Source organism: Rossellomorea pakistanensis (assembly GCF_016908495.1).
Lineage (GTDB): Bacteria > Bacillota > Bacilli > Bacillales > Bacillaceae_B > Rossellomorea > Rossellomorea pakistanensis.
On record NZ_JAFBDZ010000001.1, the window covers coordinates 1548639 to 1570868 of the forward strand.

24 protein-coding genes are annotated in these 22230 nt (G+C 37.3%); 5 read left to right on the top strand and 19 right to left on the bottom strand.

Annotated elements, in window-relative coordinates:
• Window positions 1-41 precede the first annotated feature (41 nt).
• The 6 genes from JOC86_RS07540 to JOC86_RS07565 all read right to left on the bottom strand — a co-directional run bounded on the left by JOC86_RS07540 (window position 42) and on the right by JOC86_RS07565 (window position 6226).
• Complete coding sequence (locus JOC86_RS07540) at window positions 42-2501, bottom strand: DNA translocase FtsK (RefSeq protein WP_239587414.1); 2460 nt, start codon at window positions 2499-2501, stop codon at window positions 42-44.
• A gap of 168 nt (window positions 2502-2669) precedes the next feature.
• Window positions 2670-3275, bottom strand: coding sequence for a YtpR family tRNA-binding protein (gene ytpR, locus JOC86_RS07545; protein WP_205169696.1), 606 nt, complete (start codon window positions 3273-3275; stop codon window positions 2670-2672).
• A gap of 2 nt (window positions 3276-3277) precedes the next feature.
• The gene (locus JOC86_RS07550; protein WP_205169699.1) at window positions 3278-4084 is read right to left on the bottom strand and encodes a DUF1444 domain-containing protein; all 807 of its coding nucleotides are present in this window, start codon (window positions 4082-4084) and stop codon (window positions 3278-3280) included.
• A 102-nt stretch (window positions 4085-4186) separates the two neighbouring features.
• Window positions 4187-4504, bottom strand: coding sequence for a thioredoxin family protein (locus tag JOC86_RS07555; protein WP_205169702.1), 318 nt, complete (start codon window positions 4502-4504; stop codon window positions 4187-4189).
• Between the two features lies 1 nt (window position 4505).
• On the bottom strand, window positions 4506-5522 hold the full coding sequence (locus JOC86_RS07560) for a PTS sugar transporter subunit IIC (protein ID WP_205169705.1): 1017 nt from the start codon (window positions 5520-5522) through the stop codon (window positions 4506-4508).
• Window positions 5523-5713: 191 nt separating this feature from the next.
• Window positions 5714-6226, bottom strand: coding sequence for a hypothetical protein (locus tag JOC86_RS07565; RefSeq protein ID WP_205169708.1), 513 nt, complete (start codon window positions 6224-6226; stop codon window positions 5714-5716).
• A gap of 185 nt (window positions 6227-6411) precedes the next feature.
• Here JOC86_RS07565 and JOC86_RS07570 point away from each other — a divergent pair, with 185 nt between their 5' ends.
• Window positions 6412-6858, top strand: a complete 447-nt coding sequence (locus tag JOC86_RS07570; protein ID WP_205169711.1) for a YtoQ family protein — start codon at window positions 6412-6414, stop codon at window positions 6856-6858.
• 352 nt (window positions 6859-7210) lie between these two features.
• On the opposite strand, the gene JOC86_RS07575 is transcribed toward JOC86_RS07570, so the two are convergent.
• Both JOC86_RS07575 and JOC86_RS07580 read right to left on the bottom strand, forming a co-directional pair.
• Complete coding sequence (locus JOC86_RS07575; RefSeq protein ID WP_205169714.1) at window positions 7211-7732, bottom strand: DUF84 family protein; 522 nt, start codon at window positions 7730-7732, stop codon at window positions 7211-7213.
• A 101-nt stretch (window positions 7733-7833) separates the two neighbouring features.
• Window positions 7834-8907, bottom strand: coding sequence for a M42 family metallopeptidase (locus tag JOC86_RS07580; protein ID WP_205169717.1), 1074 nt, complete (start codon window positions 8905-8907; stop codon window positions 7834-7836).
• Between the two features lie 154 nt (window positions 8908-9061).
• Here JOC86_RS07580 and JOC86_RS07585 point away from each other — a divergent pair, with 154 nt between their 5' ends.
• Entirely contained in the window at window positions 9062-9376 is a 315-nt protein-coding gene (locus JOC86_RS07585; protein WP_338021723.1) for a hypothetical protein, read from the top strand.
• Between the two features lie 73 nt (window positions 9377-9449).
• On the opposite strand, the gene JOC86_RS07590 is transcribed toward JOC86_RS07585, so the two are convergent.
• Both JOC86_RS07590 and trmB read right to left on the bottom strand, forming a co-directional pair.
• Complete coding sequence (locus JOC86_RS07590; protein WP_205169719.1) at window positions 9450-10292, bottom strand: YtnP family quorum-quenching lactonase; 843 nt, start codon at window positions 10290-10292, stop codon at window positions 9450-9452.
• A gap of 326 nt (window positions 10293-10618) precedes the next feature.
• Entirely contained in the window at window positions 10619-11260 is a 642-nt protein-coding gene (trmB, locus tag JOC86_RS07595; RefSeq protein WP_205169722.1) for a tRNA (guanosine(46)-N7)-methyltransferase TrmB, read from the bottom strand.
• A gap of 215 nt (window positions 11261-11475) precedes the next feature.
• Here trmB and JOC86_RS07600 point away from each other — a divergent pair, with 215 nt between their 5' ends.
• The gene (locus JOC86_RS07600) at window positions 11476-11754 is read left to right on the top strand and encodes a YtzH-like family protein (RefSeq protein ID WP_205169725.1); all 279 of its coding nucleotides are present in this window, start codon (window positions 11476-11478) and stop codon (window positions 11752-11754) included.
• A 7-nt stretch (window positions 11755-11761) separates the two neighbouring features.
• On the opposite strand, the gene JOC86_RS07605 is transcribed toward JOC86_RS07600, so the two are convergent.
• The 7 genes from JOC86_RS07605 to thpR form a co-directional block, all read right to left on the bottom strand.
• Window positions 11762-12538 carry a phosphotransferase family protein gene (locus tag JOC86_RS07605; RefSeq protein ID WP_205169728.1) on the bottom strand — a complete coding sequence of 259 codons (777 nt, stop codon included), beginning with the start codon at window positions 12536-12538 and terminating at the stop codon, window positions 11762-11764.
• A gap of 205 nt (window positions 12539-12743) precedes the next feature.
• The gene (gene pulA, locus JOC86_RS07610; RefSeq protein WP_205169731.1) at window positions 12744-14888 is read right to left on the bottom strand and encodes a type I pullulanase; all 2145 of its coding nucleotides are present in this window, start codon (window positions 14886-14888) and stop codon (window positions 12744-12746) included.
• A 9-nt stretch (window positions 14889-14897) separates the two neighbouring features.
• Window positions 14898-15062, bottom strand: coding sequence for a hypothetical protein (locus tag JOC86_RS07615; RefSeq protein ID WP_205169734.1), 165 nt, complete (start codon window positions 15060-15062; stop codon window positions 14898-14900).
• Between the two features lie 67 nt (window positions 15063-15129).
• A complete protein-coding gene (locus tag JOC86_RS25285; RefSeq protein ID WP_419096035.1) occupies window positions 15130-15324 on the bottom strand; it encodes a diacylglycerol kinase family protein in 195 nt (64 codons plus the stop codon).
• Window positions 15321-15836, bottom strand: coding sequence for a diacylglycerol kinase family protein (locus JOC86_RS07620; protein ID WP_205170234.1), 516 nt, complete (start codon window positions 15834-15836; stop codon window positions 15321-15323). Before JOC86_RS07620 ends, JOC86_RS25285 begins: the two co-directional genes overlap by 4 nt.
• A 68-nt stretch (window positions 15837-15904) precedes the next feature.
• A complete protein-coding gene (locus JOC86_RS07625) occupies window positions 15905-16891 on the bottom strand; it encodes an NERD domain-containing protein (protein ID WP_205169738.1) in 987 nt (328 codons plus the stop codon).
• Between the two features lie 151 nt (window positions 16892-17042).
• Window positions 17043-17633, bottom strand: a complete 591-nt coding sequence (thpR, locus tag JOC86_RS07630; RefSeq protein ID WP_205169741.1) for an RNA 2',3'-cyclic phosphodiesterase — start codon at window positions 17631-17633, stop codon at window positions 17043-17045.
• Between the two features lie 173 nt (window positions 17634-17806).
• Between thpR and cysK the strand changes: the two genes are divergently transcribed.
• A complete protein-coding gene (gene cysK, locus JOC86_RS07635) occupies window positions 17807-18736 on the top strand; it encodes a cysteine synthase A (RefSeq protein ID WP_205169744.1) in 930 nt (309 codons plus the stop codon).
• A gap of 335 nt (window positions 18737-19071) precedes the next feature.
• Here cysK and dat read toward each other — a convergent pair whose 3' ends face one another.
• Together dat and pepV are read right to left on the bottom strand one after the other, a co-directional pair.
• Window positions 19072-19932: a D-amino-acid transaminase gene (gene dat / locus JOC86_RS07640; RefSeq protein WP_205169747.1), complete on the bottom strand. Its 861-nt coding sequence runs from the start codon at window positions 19930-19932 to the stop codon at window positions 19072-19074.
• 43 nt (window positions 19933-19975) lie between these two features.
• Entirely contained in the window at window positions 19976-21394 is a 1419-nt protein-coding gene (gene pepV, locus JOC86_RS07645) for a dipeptidase PepV (RefSeq protein WP_205169763.1), read from the bottom strand.
• 439 nt (window positions 21395-21833) lie between these two features.
• Here pepV and JOC86_RS07650 point away from each other — a divergent pair, with 439 nt between their 5' ends.
• Complete coding sequence (locus JOC86_RS07650; RefSeq protein ID WP_205169766.1) at window positions 21834-22052, top strand: DeoR family transcriptional regulator; 219 nt, start codon at window positions 21834-21836, stop codon at window positions 22050-22052.
• Window positions 22053-22230 lie beyond the last annotated feature (178 nt).

The following is a 22230-nucleotide window of genomic DNA, read 5'->3' on the forward strand; positions in this document are numbered from 1 at the left end:
ATTCCCAAGTATTTTTACACATAGCACTAGAATACCACGTATTAAAAATTGTTACTAGTCTCTAGTAGGGAGCCAAGATCTTCCTCTGTTATCAATACATCTCTCGGTTTACTTCCTCTCGCTTCAGAGACAATCCCATTGTCCTCCATCATTTCGATTAATCTAGCTGCACGATTATACCCGATTCTGAAGCGTCTTTGTAGTGATGAGGTCGATGCACCCCCCTGATCAATGACGAATTCACAGGCATCATAGAAAAGCTCATCTTCGTCTTCTACTGATTGAGCCTTTTTCAAAAGCTCCTCCTGATGAAAGAGGTAGGTTGGTTCTTTTTGTTCTCTAGCGTGTCTGACAATATCATCGATTTCATCATCTGAAACAAATGTCCCTTGTAAACGAACAGGCTTTGAAGAGCCGTTTTCTAAAAAGAGCATGTCTCCTTTTCCAAGTAATCGTTCAGCTCCACTTGAATCAATGATTGTTCTAGAATCTACTCCTGATGAAACAGAAAAGGCAATTCTTGTTGGGACATTTGCTTTAATTAATCCTGTTATAACATCTACAGAAGGTCGTTGTGTCGCTATAATAAGATGAATACCACATGCCCTTGCTTTCTGGGCAATTCGGCAAATCGCCTCCTCCACATCTGCAGGCGACATCATCATGAGGTCTGCTAATTCATCAATAATGATCACGACATAAGGGAGCTTGTTCTTCAGATTCCCCTCCCGTTTTGCTAGTTCATTAAATCTAGTAATATCTCGAACTCCTGTATGAGCAAATAGTTCATACCTTCTTTCCATTTCCTCTACAGCCCATTTTAATGCAGCTGTTGCCGCTTTAACATCTGTAATCACAGGGCTAACGAGGTGTGGAATTCGATTATAGGGAGCTAGCTCGACCATTTTAGGGTCAATCAATAATAATTTCAGTTCCTCGGGATCGGCTTTGTATAATAGACTCACTAAAATCGAGTTTATACAAACACTCTTTCCTGAACCGGTTGCACCTGCAATTAATCCATGAGGCATTTTTCTCAAATCCGTGACAATTGGCTGACCGGATATATCGAGTCCCAACGCCGCCGTTAAAGGTGAATCCGAGTCTCTAAAAGCCTCACTCGTAATGATCTCGCTAATACATACAGGTCTGCTATCTTGATTCGGAACCTCAATTCCGACAGTATGCTTTCCAGGAATTGGCGCTTCAATGCGAATGTCTTTAGCGGCTAAACTTAACTTAATATCATCTGATAGATTGGTAATTTTATTCACCTTAACTCCCGGCTCTGGTTGAACTTCAAAACGCGTAACAGAAGGACCTTGAGTCACATTCACAACCCTTGCTTTAACATTAAAGTTCAGCAACGTATCATTTAAAAGATGACTTTGGTTCGTTAGCCACTCTGAACTCATTTCCTTCGCAATAGGAGGTGCCAAGTAATTGATCGATGGAAATTCATAATCCCCTGCTGCCTCTTGATAGAAATCCGTTTTCTCTAATTCTTTGTATTCTTCAATAGCTTTTTCGCCTTGTCTTTCACTACTTGTTTTAGTAGGTACGGTTTTCTCTATTGAATTCCCTCTTCCCATTTGTCCTTGTTCAAGCTTCCTTTTGTCTTGCTTTAACATAAGTACATTAAAGGGCAAATGTGAACGACCTGACTTCTTTTTCGGTGGCTCTGCTTTTTTCTCCTCAACTATTTCAAAGCGAGGAATTTCATTTACTTCTAATTCCTCAGAATCCCCATTATCTTCCTCTTCTTCTATTGGTACTTCTACCTGAGCTGATTCAGGAACTACTTCAACTGCTGTAGCGACTTCTTTCTCTGCCACAGCCATCTCTTCTCCAAAATTAATCTGTGTTACAGCGGCTTTTTCTTTCCTTTCATCACATGATTCATTTTGAAATTCGTCTGTATCCTTATCGGCATCAGAATGTTCAGTCTCAGATACCATTAATTCATCCTCTTCATCCAATTCAAATGAAAGGGAAGCTGGTTTTTTTTCAACCTTAACGGGTTCATGGACGAATTGTTTTCTTAGCTCTTCGTAAGTCTTCAGTTCAATCGAGACAGGCTCATGAAAGTCTTCTTCTTTTTTGAGGTTTGGTCTTTGATTAAACCCGTAAATAGGTGACGGTATTTCTGTTGGGCGAAACGGTCGTTGATATGGATCGTTTTTCTTTTTCTTTACAATTTTCTTTGTATCCTTTACAACTACCTTCTTCTCCTCTTTTTTCTTAATGGGTTGTTTGTTTTCCTGCTGAGGCTTTGGGCCATCCTTTGGCCTCCTTCTTCCCTTTGGTTTTTCCTCGGATCCATCTGGAATGATAGGAAAACGAAATTCACCTTTTGGATATTGGTAAGTCATTCTTGTCTCAATTTCTCGGTTTTTTTCAAGTTTTTGTTTTTTTTCTCTAGGTGCCGTATGATTCGGTTTTTCTATATAATCATCTTCATCCTCAGTTACTCTTCCTAATAGTTTTTTTAACCAACTCAATATAATCACTCTTTCTATTAGAATCACCTTTTATTGTAACAGTTACTAGAAAAAATTCGAGTACATTTACTAGATTAGGAGTTATGTTACAGAAAAGTACAAATTAAAAACAGAGACTGTGCCAAAAGGTACGAACCTTTTAGACAATCTCTGTTAGGATTCGGTCAATCATGATGAAAAAGGCTTACCAATAACCTCATTTTCATCTAACACAAGAATTCCTTTTTCTTGTGGTGCATCAGGAAGATTTAATTCTTTTGCTGAACAAATCATTCCAGAGGAAGCCACACCCCGGAGTTCTGCGTCTTTAATAACCATTCCACTTGGCATAACAGCCCCTACTTTTGCTACGACAACTTTTTGTCCCCGATCTACATTTGGTGCTCCACACACAATTTGAAGTGTTTCGTTTCCAATATTCACTTTACAAATACTTAACTTGTCAGCATTCGGGTGTTTTTCTTTTTCTTCTACATAACCAACAACAAATTTCGGTGAAAAGTCGGCTACAATTTCTTCAGTAAACCCGTTTTCCTTTAATGCTTTGTTAATCTTTTGAAGGCGGTCATCTTCCATTAAAACTTGGCCATTTTCACTTACATTTAAATATGTAGAGGCTTTAAACAAATTGTAACCTAGAGTTTCATCGGTTTCTGCGTTGAAAATTCGTACTGCATTTCCCTTCTTCTGAAACCCCTTTTCACCCTCAAATGATGGTGTTAAGGAAATAATAAGGGTATCACCAACACCTTCTTTATTGTAAAAAACGTTCATTTTCATTTCTCCTCTCTAGATTTTCGATTTTTAGCTAAAATAAAGATTGGTTCAAGCTCATTCTCTTCATAAAGAAATGATAATGCGGTAATCGGAACATGCCCATTTGTAAAAAAGCTCATCGTTAATTGGGCTAGGACATCATACCCTGTTTCATTGCGAATATCGCCGATGATCAGGACATCCTGATGGGGAACAGACACCGTCATTTCACCCTCAAGCTTATTTTTCATTTCTTTTAGAAGAGATTCATTTAAAATTCGACTCGCATCATAACCATCTTTGCTATTTAAAAAATAAAAAATGTTACCAGCTATAGTATCCTGTTTCATTTCCGTTGGTAATGAGCGGAGATTAAACCTGGCCATTTCTTTCATCTCTTGCTCATCCCAGTCTTCTTTAGCCAATAGCTCCCTGTCTATCATACGATAGGTCTTCCCCAAGTCAAGAGCAAAATAAATCCGAGTTTCTGCCGTATGTTCCTCTGTGACAAATGGCACACCCTCTCTTGCTTCAGTTGGAAAAGAAGTGGAGCGAATTACAGGAAATATTTTCTTTTCTTCATTACGTAAAGATTGATCTTTGCCCATCACATCTAAGGCTTCTTCTACATAATAGACGACCTCATCAATAGCCTTTTCTTTCTGATTTTCCCATTTTGCTACAATCGGCGGAAGAGTGATAGTGATCCCCTTTCCAGTCTCTATATTTTCAATTCTAAGAGTATCCTTTTCACGATCAAAATGGAAGGTTCGCTTTGAGGAAGCGAGTCTATTTTCAAGTTTTTTCTTTATCTGTTTTACATCCATCGTTATTCCCTCCTTAAGAGTAGAGGTCTTTCTTTAAGTATCCCGTACCATTGTACATTAAAATCCCTTCAACACAAAGGATGAAGGGATTTAATGTGCCAATTATGAGGAAAGAGAGTCGATAAAGTTTTCGATTTCTTCTTTCGTCTTTCGATCTTTACTGACGAAGCGTCCTAATTCTTCTCCATTTTCAAATGCCAGGAAGCTTGGGATTCCAAAAACATCAAGGTCAATACAGAGATCGATAAACTTATCACGATCAACATAGACAAGAGTATATTCTGAATACTTCTCTTCAATTTCTGGAAGAATAGGCTCGATAATACGGCAATCAGGACACCAATCAGCCGAAAACATAAAAATATGCTTACCCGTAGATTTTCTTTCTTTAAATTCTTCCATTGATTCTAATGTTTTCATATTAATTTCCTCCAGTTCTTATGAGCAACTGCCCATCTTTGATCCAACCTCTTTTTCTCATATATTCTGATAGTATCAGGCTGATGACGGCAGGTCCAATAAAATGCAACACAAGAACCTTCATGATTACACCTGAGGTAAAGCCCATTACAGAAAAGGTCATGATTTGTCCTACAAAGCCGCTAGTCCCCATGCCAGCTCCTGCTGGATTATTTTGCATCACCCAAATGGTGGTTCCGATTGGGGCTAAGATCATACCGGCAATGGTTGGCGGGATGAGAACGAGTGGGTTACGAATAATGTTCGGGACTTGAAGCATGGACGTCCCTATCCCTTGGGCAAATATTCCCCCCATTTTATTCTCACGATAACTACTTACGGCAAATCCGACCATTTGAGCACTACAACCAATTGTCGCAGCCCCTGCTGCAACTCCGCTCAATTCAAGCATAAAAGCGATGGCAGCACTTGATATTGGAGCAGTTAAAGCCAATCCCATAAGAGCTGCAACCAGGATTCCCATTATAATCGGACGCTGTTCTGTACTCCACTCAATCCAGCTCCCGAACATTTTAATAAAGCTATCAATTTCAGGGCCTATCAATGCAGAAATACTGTACCCAGCTAGGATTGTGACAAAGGGTGTGACGATAATATCAATTTTTGTTGTTTTATTTACAAGCTTTCCGATTTCTGTGGAGACTACAGCTGCTACATATGCGCCAGCAGGGCCCCCTAATGTGTAACCTGCTGCTCCCGTCACAACAGCAGCAAACGCGACAAGTGGTGGTGCACCTAAACCATAAGCAATAGCTACACCTATAGCAGGGCCAGTCAAACTCATAGCGAGTGCTCCCATCTCCGTGAAAAATCCAAAGCCCGTTTCATCCCCAATTGTTTTAATAATCAACCCAATGATTAATGAGCTAAATAAACCTAAAGCCATATAACTTAGAGCATCTATTAAATACACTTTCGCTGATATTTTAACATTTTTACTTTCTAAGAACTTTTTCATTTAAGTCCCCCCTTTTACAGCTATTTACTAGTGTAAAGACACATGTTGTTTTTGTCTATATCTAATTTTAGTAGTCATTTTTAGATTTTTGTTACTGATACATTTAATTTGTCGTTTTTCTAATTGGCTCTTACAAATAAAAAAAGAGGAAGCCTAAAATAAACCTGCAGTTTATTCTAGGTAATCCTCTTTTACTTATATTTCACAGAAGAAATAACATCCATCATAAATTCAGCAGCATCGGAGAGGTCATTCCTATCACTCTTTGTTGTCATTTTGATACCACCTATTCCCACTGTTAATTCATACTTATCATTCTTTATTTCCCTAACAATATAATAGCCAAATCGGTTATTTTGTTCGAAGGTCTTTTCTTTAATAATCCCCGTTTGATCTTTGGTAGAAGATTTATAAAGGGTTTCACTATCATATTCCTCATTAGGGTTATTAAATAAAATAAAAGTATTATTTCCTTTTTCAATGATGACATTGTTTTCCTTTTTTTCTTTTATGTCCGCACCAAAGGGTAAATGAAACTTAAATCTTTCAGTTTCTTCATTTGTTTTCCCATTAGGGTTATCCAATGATTCACTTACGATTTTTTCAATGTTCCCTAAATGTTCGTCAAAAGTCATGTTATTACATCCAGATAGAATCAGAACAAAGAACACCGATATCATCAAAGTCATATATATTTTTTTCATAGGATCCTCCTTTACTGAGCCTAGAATCAAGTCTATAATACCCGTCATAAAGTACTATTGACAACCTATGTATCCCGTAGTTTTCCAAAGACGCTAATCTTTTATCCCTAAGAAAGTGTATATTAAAGAAAGTATTGGAGGTTCATGATAGAATATGGATAAATTCATAAGAGGAGGGACTGTAAATGGAATTGACCGTTTATTTAGCAGGAGAAATACATAGCAGCTGGAGAGATGAAGTAAAAGAAAAAGTTAGGTCATTAAAACTACCTATATCTTTTGTAGGGCCGATGGAAAATCATGACCGTTCCGATTCAATCGGGGAAGAGATTCTTGGAAAACAGCCAAATGCAGTACTTAGAGACGAGACTGCTTCTAGCTTTAATAATCTACGCACCAGCGTGCTTATGCAAAAATCAGATATCGTCATTGCTTTATTTGGTGAAAAATACAAGCAATGGAATACAGCTATGGATGCCAGCACTGCATTATCACTTGGAAAACCACTTATTCTCATTCGTCCAGAACAGCTTCACCATCCTTTAAAAGAGCTCTCTAGTAAAGCAAATGTAACAGTCGAAACCGTAAATCAAGCAATAAAAGCACTGTCATATATTTTTGACACGGAGTAACACCCAAAAGCGGAAGCGCCTTGAACAGGCCGGACAAGCATAAGTCGAGTCAAGAAGGAAGGGCGCTTTCTCCCTTCATTCATGGCTTGGCTTATGACTCGAGGGCCTAGGCGCTGGAGTTAGTATAAATCAAAAGCAAAAGAGTTCAAAACGAAGAAATAATCCTATACAAAAAATCCATGAGCCACACTCCTCTCTCCGATAACGAGGGTCAGCACCCTCATTTCAGGAGCATAGGGGTCCGTCACTACCTAGAAAATCTTATGTAAATTTATATGAACTACAAACCACATCAAAACCCCACTCCTCAATGGTAGGGACTGACACCACGGTCTTAAGAAAAACTCTTCACTCAATCAAACCCATTCTGATACTGCCACTGTCCAAGAAGTAATCTAACAACATGATAAAACATGTCATGTCGCGTAATTTTTCCATTTGAAAAGATTCCTATAGCACCTTCCCTATGACGTATCCCTTCTCTTTGACTATAGTCATCCATTACAGGGCCAAGCTCTTCGCCACTTCTTAATCTCTCAGCAATACTCTCAGGCAGGATGATTCTCTCCCCCCCTGCAATAATAGGAGGCTGGGTACTGGTAGCTAGAGCACCCCAGTTGGTTAGCGCAAGTCCAAAAGGTGTTTCCATCACCCCTCCTTCTAATCCAATTCCTATATCCCCACCAGATATCGCTAGAACACATTTTGCACGATTCATGGCACCTATAGCTGTTTCCTCATCTGAAAATGGTTGTTCGCTAACATCGGATTCCGTTTTGTAAGACTTAAATATAAAATGTGCGTTCTCTTGTGCAAAACCGTCTTTTACCGCCTTCACTTTCGCAGGATTTTTCGTTCCAATTGCAACGAGCATTGATGGACCCTCCAATTCTTGAATTACAGACAATGAAAAGGGTGACCATTTAGGCCACCCACAAAAATAACTTTAGCATTTTATCAATGTTTTATAAATGATTATCCGTTATCTCTAATAGAATCAATTGTTGTTTGATCACAATTCTTCACAAGCTTCGTGATTAATTCCTTAGCAGCAGCATAATCATCAATATGGATCATGGATGCATGAGTGTGGATGTAACGAGAGCAAATACCAATTACCCCACTCGGGATTCCTTCGTTTGATATATGTACGCGTCCTGCATCTGTTCCACCTTGCGAGACAAAATATTGATATGGAATATTATTGGACTCTGCTGTATCAAGAATAAACTCTTTCATCCCTTTATGTGTAACCATTGAACGATCAAGAATTCGAAGCAACGCCCCTTTCCCTAATTGACCAAATTCTTTTTTGTCACCAGACATGTCATTTGCTGGACTTGCATCCAAAGCGAAGAAAATATCTGGTTTAATCATGTTAGCGGCAGTTTGTGCCCCTCGAAGACCAACTTCCTCTTGGACAGTCGCCCCTGAATAAACAACGTTTTGATGTTCTACTTTTTCCAATTCTTTTAATAATTCAATGGATAATCCACATCCATAACGGTTGTCCCACGCCTTTGCCAAGATTTTCTTTTCATTAGCCATAGGTGTAAATGGACAAATAGGAACGATTTGCTGTCCAGGTTTGATTCCAATTCTTTCAACATCTTCTTTATCGTCTGCTCCAATGTCAATCAGCATGTTTTTAATATCCATTGGACGTTTTCTTTGGTCTTCGCCTAATAAGTGTGGTGGAATCGAGCCAATAACACCGATAACCGGCCCACTATCTGTAATAATTTGGACTCGCTGTGCAAGTAGCACTTGACTCCACCAGCCTCCTAATGTTTGGAAACGAAGCATTCCGTTATCAGTAATACTAGTAACCATGAAGCCCACTTCATCCATATGTCCAGCCACCATTACCGTAGGACCATTTTCTTTACCTATTTTCACTCCGAAAACGCCGCCTAATCCATCTTGGACAACTTCATCAGAATATTTTGCAAGCTGTTCTTTCATAAATTTACGAACTGCATGTTCATTACCTGGTGCACCAGGTAGTTCCGTTAACGTTTTAAATAACTCTAAAGTTTCATGATTCATAAAATAACCCCTTTATATGTATTCTGAAGCTTCTTCTTATTCTATTTTACAGAAATTTCATACGACTTGCCACTGTAACCTTTCTTTTCCTGATAAAGTGAAATTCTCTTCTAAGGAGAGTATACTGAAAATATAAACATAAAGGAGGCGTCTGATGTTGAACTGGAAATCCTTATTATTTGGTGCTGGGGTTGGATTTATTGGAGGTTACCTAGTGAAAGATACCGTTACTTCTCGTACATATATTTCAGCTGAAAAGGTTCTAAACCATGTAAAAAAGGGATTTAAAAGGGAAGGAACGATTGATGGATCTTGGATTCATATGAAAGCAGAAGACTATCAAAAGCATGCGATTAAAACAAAAATCTATCGTGGCGGAATTTCACGTAGTCAAAATGGTCAATTACAGCAATTTGAATTTATTGCAGATGCCTATACTGGATCTGTTTTGGATGTCTATCTTTTATAGGAAGGTAACATTATTACTTTCATTTTTTCAAAAATACCAACCTCAATAAAAGTCAATGAGGTTGGTTTTTGAATTATTTTTCCCGTAACACAGAAGATACAATTTCTCCTTCTTTATCCCATTTAAGTGCACGATATTTGGCATCATGATAAAAAATAAACCAGTAATTTTCTTCTATAGCTTTTGAAATCCACTGCTGTTTGGCATCAATAGAATCCATTGGATAGTCATCATAAGCAAGTACCCATAATGGATTTTTGTGGGCATGAGTTGGCATCAGGTCTGCCATATGAATATAATGATCCTCGCCATTTTCATAGACAATAATAGAATGTCCATTACTATGTCCACCAGTATGAATCATTTTTAATCCATCCAGAACTTCGATTTCCTCTTTGAAGGGCTGGACCTGGTGTTCAATTGCCTCCCAATTTTCTTTCCAATATGTATTTCTAGAACGGATATTCGGAGCTCTCATTTCATCCCATTCAGTTTGTGATGTATAGATTACTGCATTTGGAAATACAGACTTCCATTTATTATTTTCAAAAGTAGTTAATCCACATGCATGATCAAAATGCATATGTGTCATCAGAATAATGTCAATGTCACTGGTTGTTAAACCTATTTGTTTTAAAGAACTTTCCATTTCTGATTCTTCTAATACTCCATAATTCCTTTTCTGCTTATCGGAGAATTTACCATTCCCTATACCCGATTCAATGAGAATATTCTTCCCTTGAAGATTCAGGTAAATGGGGTCTGTTCTGAGCTCAATTTGATTACTCTCGTTGTGAGGGTACTTCTTTGACCATAGTGGTTTTGGAACAACTCCAAACATTGCTCCCCCATCCATATGTGTGACACCGCCTTTTAACCAAGTGAGTGTTTGTTCACCGATCTTTACCGTTTCCATTCTTACCCCTCCCCTTTGAATGCTGTCCCTTTTATTTTATCAAATCAACATTCTCACGACCAATAGAAAGCCATTTGGGAAATTCAATTCCAATGATATATCCATAAAATCGTTACAAATAATTCCAAAATAGAATGCATTTCGGTGAGATCATATATCGTCTGATGAAAGCACTCGTTCTTGTCAAACATTGTAGAGATCGATAAACAGGAGAAAGTTGAAAATAAAAGGGGAATAGTTGAAAGTTAACCATGATCTGACAATAAAATTCAATGAAAAGCCAGGAGCTAAAATAGAAAAAACCGCCACAAGACGGTTATTCTTAACTAGCTCCGATATTTTACCTCACATCGGTAGATCCTTTGTCCTTTTGCTGAGAATTTCTCTTCATATTCAGTCATAATATTTCCTTCGAATTCGCTTTTGTGAAGGTCAAGACTTAAATAAGTCAATAATAGGCCATAGTGAGAAAAGCTTTGTAATGAGTATTCAAATAAACCTTGATTATCGGTTTTAAAATGAATTTCTCCTTCGTCAACCAGAATCTCTTCATATAGTTTTAAGAAATCTTTGTAAGTAAGACGACGTTTCTCATGACGGTTCTTTGGCCATGGATCTGAGAAGTTTAAATAAACTCGATCTACGTCTCCTTTTTCAAAATACTCTTTTAAATCTTTGGCATTAACATTTAATAATTTTACATTGGGTAATTCAGCTTCGATTAAGCGATCTAAAGCTGTTATAATGACACTGTCATATAATTCAATTCCAATGTAATTAATATCTGGGTTCGCTCTGGCCATTTCTGTTACAAATTGACCTTTCCCTGTTCCGACCTCTATATGAATGGGATTTGGATTTCCAAAGACCTCAGCCCAATTCCCTTTATGTGTTTCAGGGTCAGCAATGGCATATTGTGGATATTGTCCTAATTTTTCGCCTGCCCATGGTTTATGTCTTAGACGCATTTTGACACCTCATTTTTTTCTTATCGACAAAACAATACCATGACGTTCTCTTTCACGCAACACCCCTACTCTTTTTATCAAAGAGGCAGATAGTGTTTAATGGGTTATTCTTTTGAAAAACGAGCTTAGAAAAAACTTCACCATGAATAAAGAAAAAAGGAAGTCACAAACTAAAGTGACTTCCTTTTTTTAATCTATTTGAAAGGGTGTAAATTATGCCACTCAATCATCAGGATCAAGTACAACTTTTAACCGATATTTTAAGCAATCATCAAACCGATTGTTGCGGATCGATTTCAGAGTGCGAACAGTTAGAAAGATTAGTAAAGTCTTTAATGGTAAATTCTAATATTCAGGAAAATATAAAGCCGGTTTTAGAAGAGATTTATCAATATAGTCAGCATGGAATTAATTCTAATAGCCTTGATGATCATATCTTATCAAATCAGCAGAATTTGTCTCAATGGGTGGATAATATGAACATGTATACCTAATAATTCTTTATAGGATGGAATGTAAATATTCGATCCAATGATTCATTTCATGAAAGCGAGCCTTTCCTTTATGCCATTGAATGAACATCAACGTTTGGGAAACAACATACCATTTCATTCGCAATCTTAAATGATCAGTTAATGGTATTCCATATTGTAATAACCAATTCTCCCAATCTTCTTCAGGGATATACCAATATAGCAGCAGTCCTATATCTATTGCAGGATCCCCTATCATGGCCCCATCCCAATCAATTAAATATAACTGGTTGTTGTCTGATAACAACCAGTTGTTATGATTGACGTCCCCATGGCATACCACATATTCATAATGTCTAATATTTTCTATTTCATTCTGTAAAAATGAAAGCCCATGTCTAACGATTGGAAGAGATAGGACATCATAATCTAACCCAGTCTCTATTTCTGTTAGCATATGCTCTGGCTGAAAACGCTCTTTTCCCAAACGTTCAAGCATTGTCAACAAAGGCTTAGAAGAATGAATTTTCTTCAAAAGCTTTGCAACCTCTTGTTGTGTCATTTCTACAGGCTTCAGCTCTCGACCATTTAGCCAATGCTGTGCTGTAATGACATCTCCGTTTTCCAGCCTTTTAGTCCATACTAGCTTCGGAACAATTCCTTCAGCTGAAAGAACCGCGAGAAAAGGTGATGAATTTCGTTTAAGAAATAGCTTTTTCTCTTGATGCCTTGCAAAAAACGCTTCTCCTGTCGCGCCTCCTGCCGGTGAGATTTCCCACCCTTGATCAAATAAGTGTTCCAACATTAGTCACCTTCTATTGGTTTCAATGTAAATGTTTTTCACCTGTCACGATAAACCATTCAATGATACATCTATTATCTTTACAATTTTTTTCGGTATCTTTTATAAAAACGAAAAAAGACAGCTATTGGGCAAATGAAGTTCAATAGCCATCTTTTTAAAAGTTTATCGTCATTTACTATGTTTCGTCAAGTATTCATTCAAACCTTTACCTCACGCATATATAGAGGGAAACCGGTTCAACTTTCAAAGAATTACCTTCAGTGTAATACATTGGGTTTACATTTGCCCGCTCTCCATCCGCAAGGACCCCAAATTGGCTACCACTTGGTAAGCTAATACTAGTAGCATCATTTCCAGCATAACAAAGAAGGAATAGTTCATTCCATGAACCAAACTCTTTTACATTTTTATAATGAAGAGTAACTAATTTTTCCATTGGAGAACCGAATTGCAAATGCTTATGAATGAAATCAGGGATTGAGAAACGAAGGGCCCCATGTGACTTTCTAATCGAAATAAGACCTTTTATATATTCGATATTTTCGTGGTGAATGACCCTCTTCTCCCAATCAAGTTGATTAATATCATCTGGTGCATTATAGCTATTTTCGACTCCTTTTTTCGTGCGGAAAAATTCCTGACCAGCATGTAAGAAAGGAATTCCTTGCGCCATTAAAACCATAGCGGTTGCAAGCTTATGATGCTTTCTACCCCAATTCTCTTCTTCGATACAAGCAAGGGTTTTATCCCAAAGCGTATAATTGTCATGAGACTCTACATAGTTGACTGATTGTGTCGGGGCGAGAAATATTCCTTTTTCATCCTTTTTTAAACCAATGCTTCCCATTAACACATAGCCTGCTTTATGTTCCATCTGTCCATGCCCAAGGGCGAAACCTCGGTCATATAAATTGAATGTACTGCCCTTTATCCAATCTCGAAAGCGGTCATTAAATTGGCCAATCCCCTTTAGCTTTGATGCATTCTTAATATTGGCTTTTAATTCTGGTGGTAATGGAGTATTCAAATCCCAACCTTCACCGATAATGATGGCTTGAGGTTTGATTTCTTCAACTTTTCGTTTTACTTCATTCATTGTTTCAACATCAAGTATCCCCATTAAATCAAATCGAAACCCATCAATACCATATTCCGTTAACCAGTATTCAATGGAATCAACGATAAATTTTCTCGCCATTAATCGTTCAGAGCCGAAATCATTTCCTACCCCAGTTCCGTTAGATGGTAATCCATTAACATCATGTCTAAAAAAATAACCAGGGACCAATTTCTCAAAAGAAGATTCTTCTCGAATATATACATGATTGAAGACTACGTCTAAAATCACCCTTAATCCTTCTTGATGAAGAGAGGAAATCAGTTGCTTTAATTCCATTATTCGTTTATAAGGATCAGCTGGATTTGTTGAGTAACTGCCTTCTGGGGATTGAAAATAAAGGGGATTATATCCCCAATTATATTGTTTATTTGGGTTCTCATCTAATACTCCTGCAAAATCATTAACGGGCAATAATTCTACATGGGTTATTCCTAACTCTTTTAGATAATTCATCCCAGTACTTTTCCCTTTTAAAGGCTCTGAATTTTTTTCAGTAAAAGCTAAATATTTTCCTTTATGCTTCATTCCACTCTCTTTGTGAATCGAAAAATCTCGTACATGGAGTTCATAAATGATTGCATCTGTTGGAGAAGGTAACGAAGGTAGTGGATGAAGGTCTACTTTTGCATTGGCAGAATCTATGACACAACCCCATTCACTATTCATCGTGACGGACCTTGCATACGGATCGATCGTCTCTTGCCATTGCAAATTCACACAAACTAAATAGGTATAGTAGTGTCCTTCTACATTTTCCAGCACAGTTGTCGACCAAACACCTTTTTCGTGTCGAGCTAGTGGAATTTTTGAAACCTCATTTGTTTTTGGGTTTTTAAGTTTTAACGATACCTTTGTAGCTGTTGGTGCCCATACTTTAAAACGGGTTTCATTTTGGTGTATTATCGCTCCTAAATCATCACCTGGATAATAAAACATCTCATCAAACTCCTGAGTTCGAATAACCGCTCCAATTTGAAGATCGGTTGTGTGCCCCTTTTCATCTTTCACTAGGAAACTTTTTCCGAATTCAGGAGAATACTCACTTTTACAAACATATTTTTTTTGGTTATGAAGCGTGATCGTTTCTAAAATAGGAAGACTCCATTCCTGCTCTCCATGGACCAACTTAAAGAAAGATGAATGACCATTATTATAGGAATACGGTAACAAGATAGTAATAAGATCTAAGCGATCAAGATAGGCATAAAATTCTCGTTTAATTGAAAGCATTTATGAAAGTCACCCTCTCTTTAGGTTTTCATTCACTTTTCTTAAATGCTTACTCATTTCATCATGACTCGTTTGCTCTCTATACATCTTCCAGCTTTCACTTTTAATGGTTATATGTAACGAGTTATGCTGATGGAGCCTGCCGACGTTATCACCGTCAGCGTGCACTAACATGTGATCCTTTGTATGAATGACGATGTCCTTCCCCGATAAGGTTTGAACGTCTTTAAACTGTGTATGTTTACCAAAAAAATACAGATAGAAAAACAAGCAGCAATTTATACCTAGAAAGATTATAAACAATCGTTAAGTTTAGCTTCCCATCATCGGGTTTTGCCTCTGGGGAAATAATCATTCCGCCACCGTAGTACGGTTGATTTGAACAGGTAATAAACCATGTATTTTCATATACATACTCAATGTCATCAATTTTCAGATATACGGCCTGAGGTTTGTAAACGAAGGCTTCCTTTTTTTATATAAATGGCATAAATAAGTTTTCCCTAAAGAAAATCGGTTTAATAATTTTTTTATCTTAGATGCATTTGACTTTTGAGCAACTAGAGCATCAAACCCTGCTCCTATATTATTCACAAAAGACCCATTTTGGTACTCACAGAGCTTGTAAATTCCCGAATCAAAATATTCTACTAAAGGCGAGCTATACTGACATCTTTTGATTTTCTCTATGCACTTTATCGGATTAGTAGACCATTTAAACCCTCTAGCAAAATCATTTCCACTCCCTGCAGGAACATACCCAATCGAGATATTTTCATAATCTTGTGATGCCTCAATCACTTTATTGATTGTCCCATCTCCTCCGACTCCAATAATATAAAGGGAGTCATGTTTATATTGTTCTGCAAGTTCTGTTATTTTCTTACTTGCTTCTTCAGGTGTATTCGTATAATAAACTTCTTCATTTCTTTGTAATCGCCTCTTTATTCTTTTCTAAATGAAAAGGGAATAATTATTTTTAGCAGATAGGTTGACAATATAAACCGTTCTCAATTTCAATCAATTTCCTTCTTGTTCATAAACTCAATGTCCTGTTGATCTTCCCACAAAAATCGCTTAAAGGATGTCGTTTGACAGTACTCTAATAAACTTTGTGCCGCTTTCAACTGAACTTTCTTTATGGGGGAAGACAAACTTCTCATTTGCCCGAACCATTCATCATATCTCCTTTTATCAAGTAATTGAAGATCATGGGGGGCTAAGGGAAAATCAATAAATCCGTTACGGCTTATGATTCCTTTCTTAAGTGGGATTTCAATATTCTGCTTAAGGAAAATTTGAGAAATAATATTTTCCATCCTTCTTAAAGATATCATCGGATTAAGGACCTTTCCTTCTTTTTCTCCCCATTTCTTGATCCAAAACCGCTCCTGTGAGCCAAGATAAACGGTTTGATCCACTTCTTCAAGAAAAGCTAAACACCATACATCTGTAGGAGAAATCAAAATAAGCTCCATTTCAACAGGCGCCTTTTTTATATAAAAAATTGGAAAATAAAGAACCAATATATTATCAGGAAACCGCTGTAATAAATACCTCAATCGCTCATCCTGAATGAAACTTTGATCAACATAAGACTTTTCTGTTAAAGTAGAACTTGCCCACTTTAGTTGGAAGGGATAAAGCTGATCAAGAAAAACCATTTTTAAATCATTTATTGTGGCAGGAATGCTGTTCATTGTAATAGTAAAATCTATTTCTTCCGCTTCATTATCATAGAAATTTGAAGGATTATTCATTTGATCCTCCAGCATGGAATCTCTCATAAAAAGCCCTTTTAGCTTTCCTACTAATGGTTGTTTTATAGCTTTTATTTCATTGTTTTCATTTAATGATTCTTTCGATGATGCCTCACCGTTTTCCCATTGTCCCTTAAGTTTTTCCCACTGTTGCTTTTTTAAACGAACAAATTGGGAAGGATAACGATATAGATCGCTCCCGTATCTTGATGCATAGTCCTGCAATTTAATCAATTGGGCCATTTCCGCTCTCCTCACAAGCTAATTTTCTATCTAATAATGGAATTTACCATAAAGAAATAGAGGCTGTTCTAAAAGAGGATTGAAACCACATATGTACAAATAAAAATAGTGAGTTTTTTCCTATGGTCATCTTGGTAAATAACAGCCTCATCTAAGTTAACACTATTGAGCTTTTGACTTCATACTTAGGAACCCGATCTAAATGTGTTTGATAGAGAACCACTTCATTTCCTTGCCATTTAATCGCTTTCTCAAGATTAAAGTGGTTTAGTAATTCTCCTTGAAACGCTTCTTTTCCACTCCATTTTCTTGCTACAGTGATATGGGGTGTAAACGGACGTTGATCTAATAGAAATCCCTGACTCTCACATGCCTTATATATAGTATTGCGAAGTTCAACTAAAGAACTTGGGATACTGGAATTTGCCCAAAAGATTCTTGGGTTCCTCTCCTGCCCAAAAGTTCCAAGCCGATCTGTTTTCATTTCAAAAGGGTTAATAGTAGAAACGGTTTTCTTTATGATGTTTTCAGTATTTTGTAACTGAACGGCCGTTGCATTTCCTAAAAACGCAAGAGTGATATGGTAATCCTCAGGATGCACCCACTTTTGGAAAGGAAAAGAAGGTTTTAATTCCTGGATCCATTCATTTAATACATGTTTCACCTTGTTAGGAATTCGGAGTGCGTAAAAATAATGCGGATTCATAAAAGATAACCTCACTTCTGATTCATATTTTAGCAAATTATTCCTCATTATAATATGTATCCTACTAGAATAATAAAGAAATCATCTTCATAATCATTAACCTTTTCCCATTTTATTAAAACAACCCATTAAATATCGATATATTTGATAAGATTTATAAGAATTAGTACTATTGAGGATAGAATAATGATTGATGAAAGGACGATTTGATGAAAGTTGTTCAAAATATTGCGGAGTTGATTGGAGATACACCTCTTGTTAAATTAAACAGATTGAACCCAGCAGAAGGTGCAGATGTTTATGTGAAATTAGAGTTTTATAACCCTAGCAAAAGTGTAAAAGACCGTGCTGCTTTTAACATGATCTTAGAGGCTGAAAAAGCGGGGTTATTAACAGAGGGATCTACTATTATTGAACCTACAAGCGGAAATACGGGAATTGGACTTGCGATGAATGCAGCTGCTAGAGGATATCGTTCTATCCTTGTGATGCCAGATACGATGACCCAAGAAAGAATCAACCTCTTAAAAGCATATGGAGCAGAAGTTGTCCTGACACCTGGTGATGGAAAAATGCCAGGAGCAATTGAAAAAGCTAAACAACTCACAAAAGAAATTCCAAATAGCTTCATGCCAATGCAATTTGAAAATAATGCGAACCCTAACGCACATCGGAAAACGACTGCTATCGAAATTATTGAAGGAATAAACCAAATTGGGAAGCCACTCTCTGCATTCGTATCAACCGCTGGAACTGGCGGTACCATCACGGGGACAGGTGAAGTCTTAAAAGAACACTATCCCGATCTTGAAATTCATGTGGTAGAACCAGCGGGATCACCCGTTCTTTCAGGAGGGAAACCAGGGAAGCATAAATTAGTGGGGACAAGTCCAGGATTTATCCCGGAGATACTAAATCAACATGTTTACAATGAAATTCACAAAATAGAAGACGAAGAAGCGTATGAAACAGCCCGAAGAATGGCAAGCGAAGAAGGAATCCTTGTTGGCCCATCCTCAGGGGCTGCTTGCTACGCTGCCATCCAAGTAGCAAAGAGGTTATCACCAGACGATGCGGTTATATGCATTGCCTGTGATACTGGCGAACGATATCTATCAAGCGACCTTTTTAAAAATTAACAAGAAAGGCGGTGGCCTCGTTTAGAGGTTAAAAAGCCACGTCCTGTGGGAACGCCTTTCTGACCCACTTCCTCTAGGCCCAAGACAAGCGTTAGGCGAACTATCAAGGAAGGGCGTTTTTCCCCTTCCATTTGATGGCCTGACTTATATATCAAAGGTCTTGGCGCTGAGCTGGACACTCGAAAAACGGAGGAGCCTTGATCTAAAGGATGAAAGGTCGCCCTGTCCAAATTTTTTCTTTCTCCCTTTTTTTCATAAAGAGGAGATCATTCATGAAGTCGATTCTGCCATAAAAAAACGAGAACCAGGGCATGAACCCTGACTCTCTTCTAATTCTAACAATTAAGCTTTTCCCCATTCCTAGTAATAAGTTGATTAAAATGTTGTTGAAGTGTTTTGGTTAGTTCCCCAGGTTTCCCATTTGAAATCTCTACTTCATCAATTTTAACAATTGGCATGACTTCAGAAGTTGTACTTGCAATAAAGACTTCATCTGCTTCCATCAACTCATTAACAGTAAATTCTTTTTCATTAACTTTAATCCCGTTTTGATGGCAAATATCAAGAATGCATCGTCGAGTAATTCCATTTAAAATCAAGTTTGTTGCCGGATGAGTAAATAGCTCTCCTTCCTTTATGATAAACACGTTAGAAGAAGAACCTTCTGTCACCGTTTCTCCTCTATGTTGAATGGCTTCAAAACCGCCAACTGCAGCTGCTTCTTGTTTTGCTAATAAATTTCCTAAAAGATTAAGGCTTTTAATATCGCAACGGAGCCATCTAATGTCTTCCACTAACTTAGCCGATACTCCCTTTTCCATTTTATTTAGTGGCCTAGCGAAATCTCTTGTGTATGCAACAAAAGTAGGTTCGACTGGCTCACTTGGAAAGTGATGCTGTCTTAGAGATGTACCTCTTGTTAGTTGGAGATAAATGATTCCATCAATGAGACCATTTTCTTTCACAAGTTCAGTAAGCTTACTTTTTAACTCTTCAAATTCAAAGGGAACGGCCATTTGAATTTTCTCAGCACTTTCATATAGCCTTGTTAAATGCTCATTTGCAGTAAACATATTTCCATTGTAAATTCGAATGACTTCGTAAATCCCATCACCAAATTGATAACCTCTGTCCTCGATATCAATTGTAATCTGATCACGATTTTTCATTTCCCCATTAAACAGAACTTTCTCCATTTTTCTTCCCTCACTTTTTAGAATGATTCATTTTGATCCTTTATTACTTACGTTTCGCTAGTTCGAAAATAGCTTGTGCATATATAGCTGTAGCCTTCAGCAAGTCTTCAATATACATATATTCATCTTTTTGGTGAGCGATATCTTCCCTCCCTGGAAATAGCGCTCCAAATGCGACACCTGATGAAAGAGAGCGTGCATATGTCCCACCACCAATACTGATTAAACCAGCTTCTTCACCTGTTTGCTCTTCATAAACTTTCTGTAAAGTTTTTACGAGAGGATTATCAGCACTCACATGATGAGGGGAGGAATCCGAAAAATTCTGTACTTGGAACCCTTTTTCTTCGACAAGAGATGTTACTTTCTCCATAGCTCCCTTTAATTCGAAGGTTACAGGATACCTCATATTTAAACCAAGCATTCCCCCGTTTTCATGATCATAGGACAGTTTTCCGACATTGATGGTTAATTCACCTGTAATATCATCTTTATAGGCAACACCTAGACTATTACCACGGGAATCAGCGAAGAAGTAATCGACAACTAGTGAAAAGTAGGATTTTGCTTGATCGTCGATACAAATGGAAGTTAAAAATTTTGATAAATAAAGTCCAGCGTTTTTTCCATTATTAGGTTCCATCCCATGAGAGGAAACCCCCTCAAGCTCAAATATTACAATTCCATTTGCAACATAGTATCTTCCCTCAAGCTTTTGTTTTTTAATGAATTCTTCAAATAGCTGAATTAGTTTGGTATGTCCTTCCCTTACACTTAGCTCTCCTTTGGCAAAGTCAGGGACCATATTGTATCTTCTGCCCGATTGAAAGCCTACTACTTTAGCTACTGGAGATTGTTCGTTCATTATTTTTTTCGTACTGACCAAATCAAAATCCGCGATCCCCTTTTCAGCATAAATGATTGGGAAATCGGCATCAGGAGCAAATCCCATCGTTGGCATTTCCTCATTTTTAAAATAATGCTCCACACATCTCCAATCACTTTCTTCATCGGTACCAATGATCATACGAACTCTTTTTTCTAGAGGAAGCCCTAATTCTTTCACTATTTTCATTGCATAATAGGCTGCTATTGTTGGACCTTTATCATCAATGGCTCCCCTTGCATAAATCTTTCCATCCTTGATTTCTCCTCCAAAAGGGTCTACACTCCATCCATCCCCTTCTGGAACGACATCTACATGACATAAGATCCCAATCAAGTCTTCACCTTTACCAAATTCTAAATGACCAGCGTAACCATCAACGTCCTTTGGTTGAAAACCATCTTTTTTTCCAAGTTCTAATAGGTAGTCTAATGCCTGCCTTACACCTTCCCCTAATGGAGCACGCTCACTAGTGTTTTCCTCATCTAATACACTTTTAATCTGTAAGAATGCTTGTAAGTCACTTAATAGATCTTCTTTACGCTTTTCGACTTCTTCCATCCAATTGATTGTCATATTATCATTACTCCTTAAATCAATATGCAAGTCTATTCTATCATAATTGCTGACTGCACCCTTCTTCAAGCATCGCTAAACTGTAAATTAATTCGGGTCTGATACGATACTAAATATTACGCGCCATCACATATAATAAGAAAAACATAGATATGTTTATTGACCTAGGTAAAATCGACTAACAACCGAACATCTTTGAAAATATTCATAACAAATTATTTTAAACATACAATAGGAGTAAATCATTATTTTTACTCTCACTTTAATTTTTTGTAAATTTGGTCTTTTTCCTAGAATTTTTTTTAAGAAGAGGGTAGAATATAATTGTCCGTACATCTTAATCATTTAAAGGGGTTGTCTATGGGGATACCATAAACGTACATTTGTATTAGTTGGTCCGTAATCTTTGCCTTTGGAAATAAGATGAGGGAGTGGTTTTTTGAAACCTTCAACAAATCGAATGCTAACTCGAATCAAATCTGTCTACATGTTTATAAAGGAAAACGGCACTGTATCGACACAGGATCTTGTAGAAGAGTTTGGCATTACTCCTCGTACCATTCAACGAGACTTGAATGTGTTAGCTTATAATGATTTAGTACAAAGTCCGAGTAGGGGCCATTGGACAACAACGAAGAAGAAAGTGAAGATATCATAATTACATAAAAATAAATCTGCAACGGGTACTACTACAATGGTTAATTGTTGTTTAAACCATTGTAATAGTAGCTTATTAAGCAACTGATTATGCAGGGTTGATCCAAGGATTGGGAACCACATTTTAGATCAACAGGGCTATCCCAAAACATAAGTGTCCGGAACCACAATTTCAGTAT